The 20,845-nt window shown below is 42.0% G+C and carries 20 protein-coding genes; all 20 read right to left on the bottom strand.

What is annotated here, in order from left to right:
* Nucleotides 1–113: 113 nt before the first annotated feature.
* Nucleotides 114–1,721 (bottom strand): response regulator transcription factor, encoded by a 1,608-nt coding sequence (locus T359_RS0100410; RefSeq protein ID WP_051544824.1) that lies wholly within the window; start codon nt 1,719–1,721, stop codon nt 114–116.
* A 19-nt stretch (nt 1,722–1,740) separates the two neighbouring features.
* Entirely contained in the window at nt 1,741–3,639 is a 1,899-nt protein-coding gene (locus tag T359_RS21180; RefSeq protein WP_026515750.1) for a cache domain-containing sensor histidine kinase, read from the bottom strand.
* Entirely contained in the window at nt 3,611–4,123 is a 513-nt protein-coding gene (locus T359_RS0100400; protein ID WP_026515749.1) for a hypothetical protein, read from the bottom strand. The genes T359_RS21180 and T359_RS0100400 overlap by 29 nt, the downstream gene beginning before the upstream one ends.
* Complete coding sequence (locus T359_RS0100395) at nt 4,110–4,694, bottom strand: hypothetical protein (protein ID WP_442856197.1); 585 nt, start codon at nt 4,692–4,694, stop codon at nt 4,110–4,112. The genes T359_RS0100400 and T359_RS0100395 overlap by 14 nt, the downstream gene beginning before the upstream one ends.
* A 151-nt stretch (nt 4,695–4,845) precedes the next feature.
* Nucleotides 4,846–4,980 carry a hypothetical protein gene (locus tag T359_RS23170; protein ID WP_256374467.1) on the bottom strand — a complete coding sequence of 45 codons (135 nt, stop codon included), beginning with the start codon at nt 4,978–4,980 and terminating at the stop codon, nt 4,846–4,848.
* 104 nt (nt 4,981–5,084) lie between these two features.
* A complete protein-coding gene (locus T359_RS0100385) occupies nt 5,085–5,930 on the bottom strand; it encodes a carbohydrate ABC transporter permease (RefSeq protein ID WP_051544823.1) in 846 nt (281 codons plus the stop codon).
* The gene (locus T359_RS0100380; RefSeq protein ID WP_026515746.1) at nt 5,923–6,834 is read right to left on the bottom strand and encodes a carbohydrate ABC transporter permease; all 912 of its coding nucleotides are present in this window, start codon (nt 6,832–6,834) and stop codon (nt 5,923–5,925) included. The genes T359_RS0100385 and T359_RS0100380 overlap by 8 nt, the downstream gene beginning before the upstream one ends.
* 112 nt (nt 6,835–6,946) lie before the next feature.
* A complete protein-coding gene (locus T359_RS0100375) occupies nt 6,947–8,302 on the bottom strand; it encodes an ABC transporter substrate-binding protein (protein ID WP_026515745.1) in 1,356 nt (451 codons plus the stop codon).
* 242 nt (nt 8,303–8,544) lie between these two features.
* Complete coding sequence (locus tag T359_RS22335; RefSeq protein ID WP_155839946.1) at nt 8,545–8,697, bottom strand: hypothetical protein; 153 nt, start codon at nt 8,695–8,697, stop codon at nt 8,545–8,547.
* Between the two features lie 114 nt (nt 8,698–8,811).
* Nucleotides 8,812–9,387 carry a 5-formyltetrahydrofolate cyclo-ligase gene (locus T359_RS0100365; protein WP_035783414.1) on the bottom strand — a complete coding sequence of 192 codons (576 nt, stop codon included), beginning with the start codon at nt 9,385–9,387 and terminating at the stop codon, nt 8,812–8,814.
* 15 nt (nt 9,388–9,402) lie between these two features.
* Entirely contained in the window at nt 9,403–11,085 is a 1,683-nt protein-coding gene (locus T359_RS0100360; protein WP_026515743.1) for an NAD(P)/FAD-dependent oxidoreductase, read from the bottom strand.
* A gap of 9 nt (nt 11,086–11,094) precedes the next feature.
* Nucleotides 11,095–12,324 (bottom strand): aminoacetone oxidase family FAD-binding enzyme, encoded by a 1,230-nt coding sequence (locus T359_RS0100355; RefSeq protein ID WP_026515742.1) that lies wholly within the window; start codon nt 12,322–12,324, stop codon nt 11,095–11,097.
* Between the two features lie 2 nt (nt 12,325–12,326).
* Complete coding sequence (locus tag T359_RS0100350) at nt 12,327–13,964, bottom strand: polysaccharide biosynthesis C-terminal domain-containing protein (RefSeq protein WP_026515741.1); 1,638 nt, start codon at nt 13,962–13,964, stop codon at nt 12,327–12,329.
* A gap of 27 nt (nt 13,965–13,991) precedes the next feature.
* Entirely contained in the window at nt 13,992–14,495 is a 504-nt protein-coding gene (gene ybeY, locus T359_RS0100345; RefSeq protein WP_026515740.1) for an rRNA maturation RNase YbeY, read from the bottom strand.
* Nucleotides 14,479–15,699 carry a hypothetical protein gene (locus tag T359_RS0100340; RefSeq protein ID WP_026515739.1) on the bottom strand — a complete coding sequence of 407 codons (1,221 nt, stop codon included), beginning with the start codon at nt 15,697–15,699 and terminating at the stop codon, nt 14,479–14,481. Before T359_RS0100340 ends, ybeY begins: the two co-directional genes overlap by 17 nt.
* A gap of 3 nt (nt 15,700–15,702) precedes the next feature.
* Nucleotides 15,703–16,737: a PhoH family protein gene (locus T359_RS0100335; protein WP_026515738.1), complete on the bottom strand. Its 1,035-nt coding sequence runs from the start codon at nt 16,735–16,737 to the stop codon at nt 15,703–15,705.
* A 28-nt stretch (nt 16,738–16,765) separates the two neighbouring features.
* A complete protein-coding gene (gene rlmH, locus T359_RS0100330; protein ID WP_026515737.1) occupies nt 16,766–17,245 on the bottom strand; it encodes a 23S rRNA (pseudouridine(1915)-N(3))-methyltransferase RlmH in 480 nt (159 codons plus the stop codon).
* Nucleotides 17,242–18,291, bottom strand: coding sequence for a hypothetical protein (locus T359_RS0100325; protein WP_026515736.1), 1,050 nt, complete (start codon nt 18,289–18,291; stop codon nt 17,242–17,244). Before T359_RS0100325 ends, rlmH begins: the two co-directional genes overlap by 4 nt.
* A 118-nt stretch (nt 18,292–18,409) precedes the next feature.
* Nucleotides 18,410–19,795: an NADPH-dependent glutamate synthase gene (gltA, locus tag T359_RS0100320; protein ID WP_026515735.1), complete on the bottom strand. Its 1,386-nt coding sequence runs from the start codon at nt 19,793–19,795 to the stop codon at nt 18,410–18,412.
* 42 nt (nt 19,796–19,837) lie between these two features.
* Nucleotides 19,838–20,716, bottom strand: coding sequence for a sulfide/dihydroorotate dehydrogenase-like FAD/NAD-binding protein (locus T359_RS0100315; RefSeq protein WP_026515734.1), 879 nt, complete (start codon nt 20,714–20,716; stop codon nt 19,838–19,840).
* Nucleotides 20,717–20,845 lie beyond the last annotated feature (129 nt).

Raw genomic sequence — 20,845 nt, 5'->3', positions numbered from 1 at the left:
CCCCCCTTAATACTTTTTATACTTAAAGGTTATATCTATGAAGCCTGTTTTTCATTAGTCATAGCCGCAAATTATCAGGCTTTAATTGTACAAAATAACATCAAAGCTCAAATTTACCCTTTCATGCTTCTCGGAGAGGTGCCGTAGTATTTCTTGAAAACATTGGAAAAATAGCTCACATCACTGTAACCCACCTGTTCAGCAACGGAAGAAAGTTTTTCCTCTGTGGTTGTTATAAGTCTCTTGGCCTCCTGCATACGAAGCTGTGTAATATACTCAGTGAGAGTCATATTCATCTCGCTTTTAAACATTTTTCTAAGATAGGTCTGGTTTACGCAAAGAGCTTCGGAAATATCGGAAATCGAAAGTTCACTGTTGGTATAGTTGGCCTCTATATATTCTTTGGCAGCTTGGGCAATATCGTGCTCTCTGCTGTCCTTTTTTCCCTTTTCAAACTCAATCCTCTTTTTGTAGAGAAAGATAACGTTTTCACGCATTTTCTCACTTGTTTCAGCCATAGCAAAGAATTTCTCCGGTACAAAATCCTCTCCAAAGATTTTATCCACGGAAAAACCTGAGCTTATGATATTCGTCATAAGGATGCTGACTGCGCTGCTAAGAAGGTTCATTTCAGTAAATCCCGGAGCAGCATCCGTATTACCCGCATTATTCTTCTCTTTTATCTTGCTCCATAGCTCATTTATAACAGCCTCCGCATCATCTGCCTGAAGGCTTTCTATATCCCTGTTAAGTCTGAAAATGGCATCCAAAGAAGTATAGGACACATTTTCCTGATTGTTCCTTATATCAAAAAATCTGCCATATCCCTTACCTGCTAAAAAGTTTAGCGCCTTCTCATAGGCTCCCTTCACAGATGAGATATTGGCCGCTTTGGTAAGCGCTATGGCGCTGTCAATTTCAAGCTGGCTCTTAACGATCTGTATTATATCCGTAAACTCATATCCCTTGAAGCTTTCCAGCTCCTTATCATCATCAAACCTCATGATCACAACAATATTGTTCTCATAGTCATGAAAAACCCTGAACTTACCTGTTATTTCCAGTTTATCCTCAAGCATTTTTGCGATAAGACGCTCCCAGTTCATAAGGCTCTCAACAGAATCCGCACCGTTTCCGGCATCTGTGATATCAAACTTAAAGAGAGCTACAAGCAGTCCTTTGTTCTCAATTTCAAGCTGCGCCCTTTCTTTATCTGCCGCATCATAGAAAAAAGAAAGTGCTTCAATCTCCGTATCTTTATTGCTTCCTGTTCCTGCATAGATAAGAGCTCTCAGCCTCTCATCACGATTCTTTCTTCTTGGGGATACATCAGTATTTTCTACAGCCTTGCCTATATTGTCCTGGAGCTTAAGAAGACTAAGGATAAGCTCTTCTTTTTCAAAGGGCTTTACAATATAGTCGCAAACCCCGATTTTTACAGCCTTACGAGCATATTCAAACTCATTGTTACCGGTGATCAGTATCACGGAAATATCAGGATAATCCTTGGTAATGCGCTCCGCAAGTTCAAGGCCGTTTATATAGGGCATTGTAATATCGGTAAGCACTACGTCCGGATAGAATTCTTCTATTTTCTGAAGTGCCTCTTTTCCGTCACGGGCTTCACAGCATATCTCAAAACCATAAGACTTCCAGTCTATACAGCCTCTTAAATATTCAAGAAAGATCGGCATATCATCTACAATCAATATTTTTATCATGTTAAAAAATCTCCGGTTTTTATTTTTTGTATGGAAGGGTTATAACAACCTTGGTACCTTCACCTTTTTTGCTCTCTATCCTTGCTCCGTATTCATTTCCAAAATACAGCTTTATCCTATGGGACACACTGTACAGACCAAAATGACTGCCGCCTTTGGTTCTGTCATGATTGGATATCTCCGCTTCTTTTTCATCCAAATCTTCAGATTCTGTATGCTTTACATCCTCTGTAAGGATCTCATTTAGCTTGGTCAGCTCTTCTTCGTCCATGCCAACGCCGTCATCCTGAACTATAAGCTCGCAAATATCATTGCCGTTTAAGCTAAGCTTATGTCCCGAGACAAGAATTTTACCCCATTCCGCTTTGTTTTTTATGCCGTGATATATTGCATTTTCCACCAGAGGCTGCAGCGTCATCTTAGGAATCTGACAGTCATCGATGCTTTCATCTATATCAATGTCATAGTTAAATTTATCACCATAGCGCATGGTCTGTAGATCAAGATAATCTCTGATGATCTGGGATTCCCTTTCTATTGTGACTATATCCTCGCTTCCGGAAAGTGAATTCTTATAATAATTTGCAAGCTTCTGAGTTACCCTGGCCGCCTCTTTGGACCTGTTCATCTCAATAAGCATTATAATGATGTCCAGAGTATTATACAAAAAATGCGGCTTTACCTGTTCCTGAATAAGAGCCAGCTCGTACTCTCTCTTTTTCTTGGCCTCGTCATTCACCTGCTTTATGAGCTCAAGATTCTTCTGAGTCATATAATTAAAAATTCTTCCAAGCCTGCCTATCTCATCCTTGTATTTGAAACGGAATCTGAAGCTCATATCACCTTCCGCTATCTGTTGGGCGCCGTCATGAAGCATTTTTAGCGGTTTCGTGATCATATTTACAGATACTGTCATGGACAACAAAAGAAGAACCGCAGTAACTCCGAAGGTCGTAAAAAGGATAAACTGCAGGTCTTTTCCGGTCACATTAAATCTGTTTAGATTTGTAACTCCCACAATTGTCCAATGGTATCGTTCTATATCACCTCTTGCAATTAGATAGTTTTCTTTTTTATACCTTATTCTGGTACGTTCCTCGGAAAACAAAGAATTTATCAGTTTTTCATCGCCGTATATCTGATCCTTAACATCAGAAGTCGATATGCAAAAGCCGTTTGGGTCATACAAAAAATAATAGCTTATATCACTTTCTGAAGATTCTATCAGGTAATCTTTATTCATATTTATAAAAAGATAGCCAAAGGTTGAGCCCGTAAGAACATTAATTCCATGCTTTCCCATGGTGATTATTTCCTTGTCATTCCTGTTCATTAGGTTCTTGGTGGGATCAAGCAGATAGGTCTTTCCACTGGCCTCTTTTAATTCCTGAACATAGTCGGAGTTCACTATTTCGTCCTGTATGTCCAGAAGCTTTGGGTCAGTACTGTAAAAACGGCCCTCTGTATCAATAAAAACAATAGATGAAATGCCATGATAAATAAGCAGGGACTGGGACATCAAAGATGCGACCTTTGAGTCTCTGGTTACCTGCTTCATTGACTTATCATTGTAATAAGAGCTGAATTCTATAGTAAGATTGTTTGAACAGAGCTCACCATTATTAAGCACAGAGGTTATCCTGTCAGCCATGATCCTGATATTTTCCTCGATGTGCTTGTTTCCGCGTTCCATGATTGCTCTGTTATAAAAAAACAGCATCATAACCGTCAGTACCGTCATTGGGATAAGCGCCACTAAAACAGTCATGAATGCAATTTTATATTTTATGGATATGTTCCTTGCTCTTTCTTTACTGCTGCTGATTCTGTCGGACTTATATGCCTCCATATCCCGGAGAGTCATATCTACTATATTTTTGTTTTGATCATTATGCCTTTTCATATTTCTTACTGGCATTACGAATTTCTTCCGCCCTGCCTATTATCTTGTCCTTCCATTCATCGTCATCGGCTTCCAGCAAAAAAGTATTAAATCCGTATTCCCTTCCCCAGGAACAGATAACCTCTTCATCGTCCACATGAAGTGAAATTCTGTATCTGCTGGGTATTTTCTGGGGAAGGATTTCCTTTTTGTCCTTCTGCACCTCCCTGAGGTGGCGATTTCCATTCACTATACCGTCAAGTTTTACCTTATAGTGCTTGAACAGATTCGTTATGTAGCTTTCTGATCTGAAAGAGGATGTATAGATCCATACCTCATATCCCATCTTTTGCAAGGATCTAATAAGATCGGGAGCCCCAAGGCGCAGTCTCTCCTTATATATCCTGTCAAAAGGAAAATGTAACTTTGGCTCGGTTTTATGGGTCATGGGGCTTACAAATAAAACCTCATCAAGGTCAAAGGAGACCCTCATTTTCAGTTCAGAATCACTCGTTTTCATCCAGTTCCTTCACTATTTCCATGACTTCCTTTGCCCAGGTTGATTCCTCCAAATTCATTTCTCTTTCCTCGAAATCATCTGAATTACTGTATATTTTTATAACTGAGCTGTCATTGATGTTCAATGTGAATTTATACTTCTCTGCAACTGCCTTTCTGATATTACTACTGCCTTCACGCTTGTTAAGCATCTTGGTTCCCGTAACAACACCGTCCACATCGGCATGATAGAGCCTCAGCAGCCTGCTTATAGTGTCATAGGAATAATAATTTGAAGAATATACCCAAATATCATAGCCATGTATCTTTAAGTAGTGAAAAAGAGCAGGAATTCCCGTTCTGATATTCTGCTTAAAAAACATGGAATGAGGAAAGCCAAGTGATTTCTCATAACCTTCTTTACTTGGGCAAAATACCACTTCATCAAGATCCAGTGAAACCCTTTTATCATGGGTACTGTTTTCTATCAGGTTAATGATATCATTTTTCTGTGTCAGATTGACAATGCTTACATTACATTTCATATCCATCATGGCACAGGCTGCCCATCTGTGATGGCCGTTGATGATCATATAGCCATCCGGATGCATTCTTTCAACAATGATGGGTTCGATCTGATCTTCTCTTCTCAGCCCTTGGTTTATCTGGTTTCTTCTGAATTTTTCCTCATATTCACGTATAATACGCTGACTTGGACCGATTTTGGGATCTGAAAACTCATCATCAGGGTTTGGATGAAGATTTTGCCTTTTTTTGTTTTTTCACAAAAACTCTTCTGAGAAGGCTGGACTTTACCGGGAAAGCAATTCCGTTATACTTTTTAATTTCCTCAGCAACATGATCGACAATATTATTCATAATAGACCTCCTTGTCTAATTTATGCAATAACGTCCCTTTTATGATGCAATATTATCATAAAAAAGCAGGTGTAGCGCACACCTGCTCCATATTTAAGAATAATTTAACCTTTTACTGCTCCACCTATTGTCATTGCACTCTCAACCTGCTCTGAGAAAATTGAATATACGATGATTGCAGGGAATGACGCAATTACCATTGTAGCGCCCATGCCGCCCCAGTCGGTGGTAAATTCACCCTGGAAGAAAAGTACTCCCAGAGGAAGTGTTTTAAGCTGTGGTATGCTGCCCACAACAACGTTTGCAAGAATGAACTCATTCCATGCATTGAGGAATATGTAAATAATAAGAGTTACTGTAGCCGGTCTTACAAGGGGCTCAATTATCATGAAGAATGTTTGATATATTGTAGCTCCGTCCATGCAGGCTGCTTCCTCAAGCTCCATGGGTATTCCCTTAAAGAAGCCATAATATACCATACAGGAAAATGCCAGGTTGATGGCAATATAAGGAAAAATCAGGGACCATCTTGTTCCCATCAGATGAAAATTCTGTACCACCTTAACAACAGGAATCATGATAGCCTGAACAGGAATAAACATTCCAAGACCAAGGAACAGTCTTGTGAAGGTTCTTCCTTTCCACACCATTCTGCTGGTTGCATAGGAAAACAAAAGTGCACAGAATATGGTGATTGCAACAGTTCCAACGGAAACAAGCAAGCTGTTCAGGAAATAAAGCGGAACATCATACTTGGTCCAGGCTGTAATATAGTTTTCATAATGAAGCGGCCAGGGGAAACCAAAGGGATTGGTCACAAAGATTTCCTGATTGGTCTTAAAGGAATAAAACAGCATCCAAACCAATGGATAAAGCGAGAATGCTGCATATATCCAGCAGAAAACCACAAAGACATAATGGGATATTGATTTATTACCTTCTTTATGCACCGCGCTTCCTCCTTGATTTCTCTTCTTCCTTGCGCTGGTCCTTGTCTCTGAAAATAAAATTGATCACCAGCATAACAAGCATACATTCCAATACCATGATCGATGCTGCAGCAAGACCATAACCATAGTCGGATTTCTTAAAGGCTGCATTATACATCATATAAGTCAGTGTAAATGTTGATTTATTGGGACCGCCACCTGTGAGGATATTCATCTCAGTAAATGCTTTGATACCACCTGTAAGTGAAATGATAAGGCAAAACTTATAGGTCTCTGCAAGAAGCGGAATTGTTATCTTCGTATGTGCTTTAACATTGGAACAGCCATCAATACGTGCTGCTTCATAATAATCTGAAGGAATTGATTTGATACCTGCCACAATAAGTGCGAACTGATATCCCATCCACTGCCATGCGTTAACAAAGGCAATTACATATATGGCTTTATATCTGTCACCAAGCCAGTTCTGCTTGAAATCACTGTTGAAAAGCTGAACCAGCTTATTAAGAAGTCCATCTCCGCTAAGTATTGCTGCCCATAACTGACAAACTACAGTTACTGAAAGAATAACCGGGATAAAATACGCTACTCTAAGAAACTTTCTTCCCTTCATCTTTTTATCGGATATTGTGATGGCAAATACTGTAGCAAAAAACATCTGATAAACAGTGATGATTATTGCGAATATCAACTGGTTTCTGTTGGATGTAAAGAATACTCTATCTGAAAACAGTTCTATGTAATTCTCAAGTCCTGTAAAATTCGGAATCGTAAGTCCGTTCCAATCAGTGAAGCTGTATGCAAATACCTGTATGATCGGAACAAAGTCAAATGCTATGAAAATTGCAAGGGCCGGCACAATAAAAAGAAAGATTGCCAGCTTGTTTCCCATGTATTTTTTCATGGTGTTCTCCTATTTAGTGGTGGAAACGTAACGATTATTTTTTATCTTTCAAGGTAATGGAGTGGCAGGAAGCTTCCGGCCACTCCATCGATGACTAAACTATATAGACAAATTACTGTGCATCAGCAACATTCTCTACAAACTCATCTGCTGTGAACTGTCCTGAAACAAGTCCCTGTGACTCAGACTGGATTGCATCGTTGAATGTTGAATTGGTAAGTCCCCATGTGAACTTTGTTGTTGATGTGATGGTTGGAAGTGTGTCTGAAAGCTTCTTCATCATTGCAGGATACTCAGAGTCAGGCTCTTTTCCTGTATCAAGTGCAACAAGAGGATTGTGTCTGTACATAACCTTAGCTTCGCAGTACTTCTCTGTGATGAACTCTGCTACTTCTGCTGCGAGAGCTGCGTTCTCTGAATCAGGATTTACAGCAAAACCTGAAGCTGATCCACCGCCTGAGAATGCTGCCTTACCAGCTTCGTATGAAGTCTCATCAGCTGCAGGATAGAACATCCAGTCAACATTGTCGCCAAGAGCCTTTGTAGCATCCTCGATGTACCACTGACCGTTGATGAACATTGCTGCTTCACCTGAAAGGAACTTCTCAGAAGCCTGATCATAGTTGGTTGTTGTAGCATCATCCTGATAAAGTCCGGCTGCAACGAGCTTCTCCATCATCTTAGCTGCCTCAACGTATCCTTCATCTGTTACAGAAGCGCTGCCCTCATCAAGAGCCTTGATTCCGCCTGTAGCATATCTTGTAGCGATTACGTCAAATGCTGCAGCTGTGTTCCAGCCTTCCTGTCCAAAAAGTGCAAGAGGAGTAATTCCCTTACCCTTGAATACTTCGATACAGTTTAAAAGATCGTCATAAGTCTTTGGAACTTCAAGTCCGTTCTCCTCAAAGAGAGCCTTGTTGTAGTACCAAAGTACATATTCCTGACCTGAGAATGGGAATGCATAGATATTGCCATCCTCTGCATAAGCAAGATCCTTATTTGCGTCATAGAGCTTATCAAGGAATCCTGTTGACTGTGCAACATCATTAAGAACCATGATCTGATTTGATTCACGGAATGTGTTTATAAGATCTGTACTAGCTTGGTAAATATCAGGAAGCTGACCTGTTGCTGCAAGAGTCTTAAGTGTCTGTCCATCATCCTGAGCCTGAACAATAAGGTTAAGCTCAACATTTGGATAAGCCTCTTTAAGCTGCTCAACAGCGTAATCGTAAGGAACCTTTGTATCATCATCTGCATACTGTGTGTAGATGCTAAGAGTTACCTTATCGCCTGAAGTTGTTGTCTCAGTCTTAGTCTCCTCTGTCTTGGTCTCAGCAGCAGGAGTCTCTGTCTGCGCCTCTGCAGGAGCCGGTGTATCAGCAGGAGCTGAAGAACCTGTGCAGCCAACAAGTGATGTAGCTGCTACTGTCATGCATGCGAGAGCACTTATAATTTTCTTTTTCATAAAAATACCCTTCCCTTCCCTTTATGCTGTCTCCGAATAAATCGGAAACTGTAATATTGAGTACAGTACTCATTATAGGGAAAGGAAGGATACAAAAAAATGAAGAATTCAAAATTGTTTTTGTAATTTTTGAAAATTCCTAATTTTTTACATGTCACCCTTCTTCATCTAATTCCTTTACAATTTTCATGACTTCATCAGACCAGGAAGCATTAGCTGATTCTATTTCTCTATCTATGAAATCATTTGAACCGCCGGATATCTTTATATTTGGATGCATCTTCTGCCATTTCAGTTTGGTCCCAAAAAAACCTTCTGATAAGGCTTGATTTTACAGGGAAAGCAATTCCTTGATACTTCGCTATTTCCTCAGCAACATAATCGTTTATATCCATAGGGAGATTCCTTTCCTATTATCAATAAAACAATCTTTTTATGATGAAATAATAGCACATAAAAAGCAGGTGAGAAATCACCTGCTTTTATATTTTAGAATGTTTTAGCCTTTTTTAATCAGTAATGATACGGTCTAAGGGCATATCATGTGACTCAACCGGCAGATTATCATCCACCACCTGAAGACGGTAGCATAACCCAACACTCTTTACATTCTTGTGGGATGAGAGAAACCTGTCGTAGAAACCACCGTTATAGCCGATTCTGTTTTTATTTTTGTCAAAGGCCACTCCCGGCACTATTGCCAGTGTATTCCCATTCATTGAATTCCTATCGGCTTCGCTGAAATATGTCTCGGATAAATCATTCAGCTCAGGCTCTCTGATACCATAGTAACCCTCTTTCAGATCCTCAAGGGCAAAAATGCGGACAAAAGACATCTTTCCGTTGTTTTTATCCGTAACCTTCGGACAAAAGACCTTTTTGCCGTCAGCAAGAGCATCAAGAATGATCTCATCAGTCCTGACTTCAGATCTCATGGATGCATAGACAAGAAGGTTTTCTGCCTCCTTATAGTCCTCAAGACCAGTCAGTTTGTCAAAAATGATCCTGCTCTTTTCTGCTATTTCGAAGGATGCCTGGGCGTCTCTCCTCCCTAGTATATTATTTCGTATTTCTGCTTTGTTCATAATCCCTCAACTTTGTCAGCTCAACATGTTTCGCGCAATAAGCTCAGCAGTCTTAATTCCGTCCATGGCAGCAGACATTATTCCTCCCGCGTAGCCGGCGCCTTCGCCGCAGGGGTACAGCCCCTTTACATTAATGGATTCACCGTTTTCATCTCTGTTTATTCTTACAGGAGAAGAAGTTCTGCTCTCAACTCCTGAAATAAGTGCATCATCATTGTCATAGCCCTTTATAGTATGCCCGAATTTAGCCATTCCTTCAACAAAAGCCTGATTAAGCTCCTGCGGAAGGATCTCATGAACCTTCGCAAATACATAATCTCCCCTCATCTGAGGAAGGTTATAGGAGCTTCTGTCAGCTTTTCTTTCTGAGGAAGCTGCCTTTTCTCCTGTCACAGCTTCCCTGAAATCAACATAGTATTCCACAGGAATCTTGCCTTTTCCAAGCTGATAGGCTTTTTCCTCCAGTTTCCTCTGGAACTCCACTCCCGAAAGTACATCCTCGGAGCCAAAGTCCTTGGGATCCACTGTTATGATAATGGCTGAATTGGCATTTAAACCATCACGTTTATTATAACTCATTCCGTTAACAGCAAGGCGGCCTTCTTCTGATGAGGCATTGACAACATACCCTCCGGGGCACATACAAAATGAGTATACACCTCTGCCGTCAGATGCATTGGCAACCAGCTTGTAGGGAGCTGCTCCCAGGCTTCCGGGGTTCTCAACTCCGTACTGGGAAAGATTGATGAGCTTCTGCCTGTGCTCAACTCTGTATCCCACAGCAAAGGGCTTGGGCTGCATATCAACAGCTCTGTCCTTCAGCATATAGAAGGTATCTCTGGCGCTGTGTCCGATGGCAAGTACAACAGCATCGGCGGGAATAAGTTCATCTCCTGCCTTAACTGCAGTGACTCTGCCCTTTTCAAGGACTATATCTGTCACCTGAGTCTCAAATCTAACCTCTCCTCCCAGCTTTGTGATGCGATTTCTCATATTTTTAACCACATCACAGAGAATATCTGTCCCGATATGAGGCTTGGCCTCGTACATAATATTTTTATTCGCACCGTTTTCAGTAAAGACAGAAAGAGCATATCTTCCTCTTCCGTCCTTATCCTTCACCATGGTATTGAGCTTTCCGTCAGAAAATGTGCCTGCTCCGCCTTCTCCGAACTGGACGTTGGTCCTTGTATCAAGAACTCCGGTCTCCCAGAACTTATTTACAAGTTCCATTCTCTTCTCAACAGAGGCTCCTCTTTCAAGTAAAAGAGGCTTAAAACCGTTTCTTGCAAGCTCATAGGCACAGAATAGTCCAGCGGGACCTGCTCCTATTACCACGATTCTTTTCCCTGAGTTTTCTGCCTTTTCCTTTAATCCGGTTGTACTCTGATTTCCAAGAGCAAGCTTCCAGAAGTCATATCTCTTCTCAGCGATCACAGAAGCATTTTTATCTCTGGATTTCTTTACAACCTGCTCTTCATTGCCGCCCTTGAGCTTTAGATCCACCATGAAAATATCGTAGATCTCAGGCTTTTTTCTGGCATCGATGGAATGTCTTATTATCTCGAAATCCTTTATTTCATTCTCAGAGACACGCAAAAGCTTAGCAGCTTTCTTTTTAAGAACTCTGCTAAGCTCATCATGGCTTATTTCTGCATTTATATCATGAAAAACTTTAATCTGATTTATTCTGATCATTACTTATCCTTAAATTGAAGCAGCTGTACCGGCAATACTGCCACTGGTCCAGGCCCACTGAAGATTGTAACCGCCGCATCTTCCGTCCACATCAAGAAGCTCACCTGCCAGATAAACTCCGGGCATTTTCTTATAGGACATATCGCTTCCGATATCTCCGAGGCTGACACCTCCTGTTGTTACCTGAGATGCCTGATATCCATAGCTCTCTGAAAGCTTCAGCTTGTAGTTCCTGTAATTGTCAAGAATACAGGTTGCCATGCTGACAGAAATATTCTTCATCCTCATGGATGGACTTAGCTTCATTTTGCTGAGAATCATGTCATTGATATTGCTGTTGGCAAAGCCGTTTAAGAATTCAGACAGAGTTCTTTCATCCTTAAGTCTCAGCATATCATTCTTGAGGGCTGTGAAATCCACTTCATCATAATCCGGAAAGAAGTTGATAATTGCAAAAACAGGCTTCTTTTCCTCAATGAATTTCACAATCTCTCTGCTGGCCTGCATTACAGGAATACCTGAGATTCCATCCTTGGTGAACTGAAGCTCGCCGTACTCCGATGTTATGATCTCATTTCCAAGGCTAAAGGCTATCTCTGCCATACATCTGACTCCGCCCTGGGGCATAACCTCCTCAGGATCCACCTTAAAGCCCACCAGCGCAGGATAAGTATTTTTGATTGTCATACCAAGCTTGGAACAGATATAATAGCCGTCTCCGGTGGATAAAGTGCTCTTGGCTCCGGATAAAGAGCCTGAGCATATAATGCAGTCGTCAGCAAAACACTCATCTGTAGAGGTTTTGATCAAAAGACGTCCTCTCTCATCCTCGGAAGAGTTGACCGCCTTAAACTGCTGATTGTATATGACCTTTACTCCCAGTCTGTCCAATTCATTGGTAAGAGCATTTACAACTGTCTGGGCCTGTCCGGAAGCAGGATAAATATATCCGTCCTCACTTCTTACCACAACTCCCAGGGACTTCATGAAGCTGATAACATCTTCAACACCGTAAATCCCCAGCCATTCCTTCATCCTGCCTCTGGCAGAAAGGTTGTAATATTCCTCTTTCATATCCAGATTGGTAAGATTGCACCTGCCGTTTCCGGTCATGGAAAGCTTTTTACCCAGTCTGTCATTTTTTTCCAATATGGTTACTTCAGCACCGTTTCTGGCAGCATAGATAGCTGCGCACATTCCGGCGGCGCCTCCGCCCACTACAATTATCTTTTTACCCAATTTTATTCCTCAAATTCATCCCTCTGAAGCCTCCGGGATATTCCGGAAAAGATATTTCCAAGGGGGATATACCTCAGCTCATAGGTCTTGATGCGCTTAAGCACAATGATAATCAGCATATAGATAATCCAGAATACCAGAATGCAGATAATAAGAGTAAGTGCATCTCCTATAAGGTTAACAAATATCATGTTTATCACATAAACCACAAGCCCTGCGCCTGCCGATGCTGCCAGAGGAATAAGAAAAGTTCTCAAAAATTCCTGTCTGTACTTCAACATCTTAAAAATCATCGAGAAACTAATAATATCATAAATCGAAAAAGTCACAATATCTGCCAGCAAAATTCCGTATAAGCCCAGCTTGAATACCATCATAAACACGATGCATCCAATGATATATACTGCCCAGCAAATCGAAAGGTTGATCACCAAGAGCAGTGATTTTCCCATATGGTTCATCAGCCATGACCCAAATACAGCAATGCAGATAAGTAAAACCAGCGGAGAGGCCAGAGTAAGAAGCGAATCCGTTGTACTTGTTGATTTGCCGAATACCGCCACGTTTATGGTCCCGGAAAGTGTCAATACAAGAACAGAAAAAGGAACAAACATTACAGACGAATATCTTATCAGTTTTTTAAGGCGGTCCCTGGCAACCTCGTATTCATCTCTCTCAATGCGGGCCATTACCCTGTTCCAGGTCTTTATAAAGGGCAGACAGCACAATAATGCAAGGATGATGATCAGAGGATAAATCTTGCCTGATAAGGTTCCGTATTCCAAAAGAAGCTCCGTACCTGTTACATCCTTCTTATGAATGGTCATAAAGATTATCTCACCCGCAAGGCTCATCATGGCGGGGGTCACATACAGATACAGTATGATCCTTATGCTTGAAAAAACATCATTTTTATTATCAAGATATCTGGGCGCCCCGTTTTTAATTATCTCTGCTATTTCTATCTTTCTCATGGAATAGCTGATAAGGATCTGAACAAGACAAACCACTGATGCGACAAGCAGTCCAATCATTGAACCGTAAGCTCCATAAATAGCGCTGTATTCCTTTACATGGAAAAGCTCATTGACCTTAAGTCCGTAGGAATACATAAAAAGCGAAGCAACAGTACCGGTGATAATGGAAGTCACAGCAAATAGCATATCGGCTATGACTATGGGCTTCGTATAGCCAAGCCCCTGCAGATAACCTCTGCAGACACCCTGTGCTCCCAGCAGAAGCACACTTACAGCAACAATGACAAACTGAAGATATCCTCTTCCTGATACAAAAAGATTCTTGGCAAGGATAAAACTAAAGGAAGCCAACAGTATACCTATAACCACACTGACAAAAAGAAACAGCCTGAAGGACCTTTTCATATTGGCCTCAGCGTTTAAATACTGGCTTCTTCTTGCTCTGATACGGACCATCAGCCATACTGCCTTTTGTACAGCCAGAACGATTCCCGCATAGAACATATAAAAAAGTGCAAAAGGTGCAGCAGTAAAGCCGGATCCAAGATCACCATAGATCCTGTTTCCGGTTATTTTATAGATCATCATTATGATAACTGCCCCAAGTACTACAGATGTCAGAATATCAGGTCTGATGCGTTTTTCCTCAGTGTAGCTTTTCATACACTACTCTCCCAAAATCTATATTCGTTAGTCTCTTGTAATCCCCAAAAGATTTAATACATTCTCCTGCTTGTCTTCCATGACAGCCGCTTCATCCGGTTCCATGTGATCATAGCCGCACAAATGAAGCATGCTGTGAGCAATAAGGAAGGCAAATTCTCTTTTTTCGCTATGTCCATACTCCTGGGCCTGGGATCTCACCCTGTTCTCATTAACTACAATATCCCCAAACATGATATTGCCCGTGTCAGGATTCAGCAGATCCACCTGCTGCTCCCCGTCTATGACCGAGAAGTCCCCTGCTTCTTCATAGCTGACATTGGGAAAAGAAAGGACATCTGTGGGCTTGTCGATTTCTCTGAACTCATTGTTCATGACTCTTATGCCCTCGTCATCTGTGATGATAAGGCTTATTTCAACCTCATGATCACAGCCTTCTTCCTCCAGAACCTTGGCAGCCACAGTCTTGGCTACCTCTTCTATGTCAAAATCAAACTTGGCTTCTACCTCATTTTCAACGTAAAAAATCATAATAAAGTTTCTCCCTCTTCAGGATCCTGCGAATTGTTTCGTATTCCCTGAAGGTAACGTCATAGTCCTTAAGTTCACCGGCATCGGTTTTCTTTTTAAAGATTCCCTCTATAAGGTCCTCATAATTTATTGTAGCATTTTTGTTCTTTTTTATCAGAAGCATTATGGAGGCAATTACTGTCTCACAAAGCTGCACCGTTAGAGCTTCCTTGGACCTGGGCTTTCCTTTTTCAGGCTGGATATACTCGTGCAGGTATTCAACAGCCTCCAGAGGGAAATTATTTTCAGTGTATAAATGCTCCACATCTTTCCACTTGGTCTTATCCTCAAGAATTCCAATCCTGTGATAATATGCGCAGGTCTTAACCGCTCTGGAATTAAGCCCCAGCTCATGAGCAACTCTCTCGGAAAGATATGCTGTGTGAATTGCTCTGTAGTACTCGTCCTTGTCCTTTTCCTTGAGACTTACAAGAAGCGGAAACTCAGGATCGTTGATATCCATATATCTGTCGTTGGTCTTTCTGATGACATAGACACCAAACATATTAAGAAAGATCAATAAGATGATTACATTTAACATCAGATTCAGAACCGGAATCGCCAAAAGATTAAAGGAAAGGGTTCTGTTCTGAAAAAGTACATTGTAGGCAATAAGTAATACAGCCTGCATCATCAGTGAAATGGACATGGGAGCCCCTATTGCCGTGGTCTCCTTCAGATCTCTGAACATGGCAATTGCCACCGCACCTGCCAGCAAATACATGAAAACCTCGCCATAGCTTCCGCTCTCCTCCAGCATTACAGAGATAAGCAGAAGCCCTGTGCCGCTGATAAGTCCGATTTCCGAATTAGAAAAAAGAGCAAGCATAACGAAAATTGCCATATAGGGCCAAAACAGATTCGGCACAAAGGAAAAGGCCACTGATAATATAAGGGCCGCCAGATAACAGATAACAAAAGGAAGCTTGTAATTATAATTGTCGTAGGACAACGCCTCCTTACCTCTTGAAATGGCATCCACCAGCATAAACACCACTGTTCCGCCGATGATAAAGGCACTGACAGTATTTCTCAGGATTATCTCATAGCTTCTTCCATGAATAGCTGATACGATCAGTACCAGTATCCCTGTTAAAAAGAACATTCCCCCATAGATCCACTTATACTTTTTATCTAAAATGCTCTGATTTTTCTCCCCATCCATAGCTTAATGACGCTCCAGTTTCTTGATATTCTTAGTCTTTTGCTTATTGGCGGCCTTTTTTTCATAGTCCTCATAGGCCTTAACAATCTTCTGAACCAGAGGATGTCTCACAACATCATTACTGGTCAGTGTGCAGAATCCGATATCATCGATATTCTTAAGTACACTCTGAGCTATATCAAGTCCTGACTTCACATCAGGGGACAGATCCTTCTGGGTAGCGTCACCGGTAATGATAACCTTGGAACCAAAACCGATTCTGGTAAGGAACATCTTCATCTGGGCCGGAGTGGTATTCTGAGCCTCATCCAGGATGATAAAGGCATTATCAAGGGTTCGTCCTCTCATATATGCAAGGGGTGCAACCTCGATAAGTCCCTTCTCCATGTTCTTAATAAAGTTCTCGGTTCCCATGATTTGATAAAGGGCATCATAGAGAGGCCTAAGGTATGGGTCTACCTTGCTCTGAAGGTCTCCGGGCAAAAAGCCCAGCTTCTCTCCGGCTTCTATGGCTGGTCTTGTAAGAATGATCCTGCTGACCTCTTCTCTCTGAAAAGCAGTGATTGCCATAGCCATGGCAAGATAGGTCTTACCGGTACCCGCAGGGCCCAGGCCGAAAACTATCATCTTATTTCTGATGGCATCAATATACTTTTTCTGTCCAAGGGTCTTGGGCTTAATGGGTTTTCCTGAGATAGTATGACAGATAACATCTCTGTCGATATCAACCAGAATATTGTCATTGTTCTTGTATGAAGGATCTTCCTTGGAATCATCTTCCTTCAATGAAATGGCATAATCAACGCTCTGCTCCTCAATACTGGAGCCGCGTCTTGAAAGCTGTACCAGCTCTCTGAGAATTCCCGATGCCTTATTGGCACCTTCCTTGTCTCCGATAATGCGAAGCTCACCGTTTCTGTCAATGATCTCCACATGAAGGCTCTTTTCGATCTTTCGAATATAATTATCGTTTTCCCCAAAAATATTTCTCTCATCCTCTGCGGATAAGGAAAGTCTACGCTCTGTAATTTCACTCATATAATCTTTTTCCCCGTAAAACTTTTTATTACTTGTGGTATGGTTCACCACTTATAATCTTATAAGCTCTGTAGATCTGCTCCAGGAGTATTACTCTCATCATCTGATGAGGGAAAGTCATATCCGAAAAGCTGATCTTGCCATCAGCCCTGGAAAGAACGCTGTCATGGAGCCCCAGAGACCCGCCGATAATAAACTGAATATGACTCACGCCACTGATAGCCTTATTGTTGATAAAATCAGATAGGCCCTCAGAGGAATACTTCTTGCCATCAATAGCAAGGGCACAGACAAAGGCATGATCATCCACATTCTTAAGGATCCTCTCTGCCTCTTTTTTCTTGATCTGCTCCTCAATGGCAGCCGGAGCATTATCCGGAGTCTTCTCGTCTGCCACCTCAATGATATTGAGCTTGCAATACCTGGAAAGCCTCTTGGAGTATTCAGAGATTGCATCATTCCAGTATTTTTCTTTGATTTTTCCAACAGTGATTATTGTAATATTCATCTTCTGATTGTTCCGCCGGTTATGATACCGTTAACTCCAAGGTTTTTATTCTTTTTCTCTGACATGTAAAAGACAGTTTTTTCATTAAGACGCATCTTCAACACAGGAACATTGCCCTTTTTATCGTTATCAACTCCGTCAATTCGAAGAAAACTTCCGGAAGCGCATTTGCCCAGCCATTCGTCACATTCGCCGTTCTTATCCACGTTGATAATGTACATATCACCGTCAAACAACCCGTCCTTAAAGCCTCCGATGGCATTCTGCAGATACACGTCATCATTATTCATATATTCGGGATTGTAATCATAATGCTCCTGGCCCTGGCCGTTTGGCTTATCATTGGCCCAGGAACCGGCGTACATATGCTCTGTAACCACATAGGTGCTGTAAAGAGGATAAAAAGCAAACCATGATCCCTCGCCGCTTCTTACGCCCTCTGACCAGTCGCCGTAATAATACTGATCATCCGCATAGACTGCAAGGCCCTTGCCGCTTGGAAGTCCCTTCGCATCTAAATCTCCGTAATAGTAAAAATCCGTTTTTCCCTTAAGACTATAGCTCATGGCCTCAAATCGCTCAAGATGAGCCAGATCCCTTACTGCTTCGGTATTTCCCTCTGACCAATATGTGGCCATCTCCTTGAGTTGGGATTCCAGGTCAAAGGTAACAACCTTGTAAACATCCTTAAGAAGAGGACCTGTTGTGGCATAGAAGCTATTGCCTGAAACATCTCCCTTTGCTGTCTGGAGATATTCCGAATATGCCACAGAGGATTTTCCCTCGGAAGCCTTATCTGTGGATGCAGATGCACCGGCATCAGTACTTGAAGCCTCACCCGAAGCATCACCGCTCGATGAAATATCTGCTGAGCTCTGGGCATTGGTCAGTTCCAATGAAGCGTACTCTGCAATATTATCCGCAAGCTTCTTATCATCACCGCCCTTTTTCCCTCCGGATAAGGCCAAAAACAAAATCAAAATAAGTAAAATAAGGGCTACAATGCCCGCTGTAATAGCAACTTTTATCTGTTCTTCTTTTTCCATAATTCCTCCTGGTCAATCTTCATCATTATATCATAGATGAGGCCTGAGGAATTAAAAAAAGCACATTATCCATAGGTTTTCCACAGATAATGTGCTCTTTGTTCATGTATAAATCAAATTACTTATTTGAAAGGTATTCGTCAATTCCCTTGGCAGCAGCCTTACCTGCTCCCATAGCAAGGATAACAGTAGCAGCGCCTGTTACAGCATCACCGCCGGCGAAGACACCCTTCTTGGAGGTCTGGCCTGTAGCTTCATCTGCAACGATGCACTTTCTTCTGTTAACCTCAAGTCCTGCTGTTGTGCTGGAGATAAGAGGATTAGGTGATGTTCCAAGGGACATGATTACTGCATCACACTCAATCTCAAACTCAGATCCGGGAACCTCTACAGGGCTTCTTCTACCTGACTCATCAGGCTCACCAAGCTCCATTCTGATGCAGGTAATGCTCTTAACCCATCCGTTCTCATCCTCATGGATCTCAACAGGGTTTGTAAGAAGGTCGAAAATGATTCCCTCTTCCTTAGCATGTCCTACTTCTTCCTTACGTGCAGGAAGCTCTTCCTCGCCTCTTCTGTATACTACATGAACCTCTGCTCCGAGACGAAGTGCTGTTCTTGCAGCATCCATAGCTACGTTACCGCCGCCTACAACTACGCACTTCTTGGGTCTCATGATAGGAGTTCTTGAATTCTCATCAAAGGCCTTCATAAGATTGCTTCTTGTAAGGAACTCATTTGCTGAGAATACACCCATAGCCTGCTCGCCGGGGATATTCATGAATCTGGGAAGTCCGGCACCTGAGCCTACGAATACAGCCTCAAAACCTTCCTTCTCCATAAGTTCATCGATTGTAACACTCTTACCGATAACAACGTCTGTCTCAAGCTTAACGCCGAGCTTCTTAACGTTCTCGATTTCCTTCTTAACAACTGCATCCTTAGGAAGACGGAACTCAGGAATACCATAAACAAGTACTCCGCCTGCCTCATGAAGAGCCTCAAAGATAGTAACATCATATCCCATCTTTGCAAGGTCTCCTGCAGCGGTAAGACCTGAAGGGCCTGAACCGATAATGGCAACCTTCTTGTTCTTCTTCTCCTTTGCTCCCTCAGGAACAATTCCCATTTCTCTTGCAGTATCTGCAACATATCTCTCAAGCTTACCGATTGAAACGGCATCGCCCTTGATTCCTCTTACGCACTTGCCTTCGCACTGGCTCTCCTGAGGACATACACGTCCGCAAACAGCAGGAAGTGCGCTGGACTTACTGATTGTCTGATATGCTCCTGCAACATCACCCTCTTTTACCTGCTGAATGAATGCAGGAATATCGATTGATACAGGGCATCCCTGAACGCACTTGGGATTCTTGCAGTTGAGACATCTTGTAGCTTCGTTTTCAGCTTCTTCTTTGTTATAGCCAAGGCATACTTCCTTGAAGTTGGTAGCACGCACTTTGGCATCCTGCTCACGAACAGGAACTCTTACAAATCCATCCATCTATATGATCTCCTATTTCTATAGTATTATTGACGTTACCGATTAATCATTGCAATTGCCACAGCCGCCGTGGTGTGTCTTGCCTTCCTGTGCCTTGAGATAGAGTCTTCCTTCTTCTGTCTTGTACAGCTTCATACGGTTCATAGCCTGATCAAAGTCAACCTTGTGTCCGTCGAACTCAGGTCCGTCTACGCAGGCAAATTTTACCTGTCCGTCAACTGTAAGACGGCAAGCACCGCACATTCCGGTTCCGTCTACCATTATAGGGTTCATACTAACGATTGTGTGGATGCCAAGCTCCTGTGTAAGCTTGCATACAAATTTCATCATGATCATAGGTCCGATCGCTACGCAGTGATCATACTTGTTGCCCTCATCCCAGAGATCCTGGAGAGCCTTGGTTACCATACCGCTTCTGCCATAGGAACCATCGTCTGTTGTGATATGAAGGTTACAAACTGATTTAAATCTGTCCTCCATGATTACGAGATCCTTTGTCTTGGCACCGATGATAACGTCACAGTCAACTCCGTGCTCTTTAAGCCATTTAGCCTGAGGATATACTGGTGCTGTTCCAACACCACCTGCGATAAATACGATCTTCTTTTTCTTGAGATCTTCTATGCTCTCTTCGCAGAGGTCTGATGGCTTACCCAAAGGTCCAACAACATCTGCAATCTCATCGCCGGCCTTGAGCTTGGACAGCTCATAAGTCTCAGCGCCGATGGCCTGAACAACGATTTCTACAGTTCCTTTTTCCCTGTCATAGTCGCAAATAGTAAGTGGAATCCTCTCCCCATCCTCGTCTACACGGATAATAAGGAACTGTCCGGGTAAACACGCACTTGCCACACGCGGAGCTTCAACGATCATCTGGAAAATGTTCGTAGTAAGCTCGTTTGCCTCTAAAATCTTGAACATAGTCATCCTCCTAAATATTTATACTTTTTTCATATTAAATGATGGCTTATAAAAATTCAATCTTTATTTCTTTAAATCATTACAGCGCTAAACTTTTGCACAAAATTGACTGTTGGAAATTGTGAGGAA

The organism is Butyrivibrio sp. MC2021 (genome assembly GCF_000621605.1).
Classification (GTDB): Bacteria; Bacillota; Clostridia; order Lachnospirales; family Lachnospiraceae; genus Butyrivibrio.
This window is presented reverse-complemented; position numbering and strand designations above follow the sequence as displayed.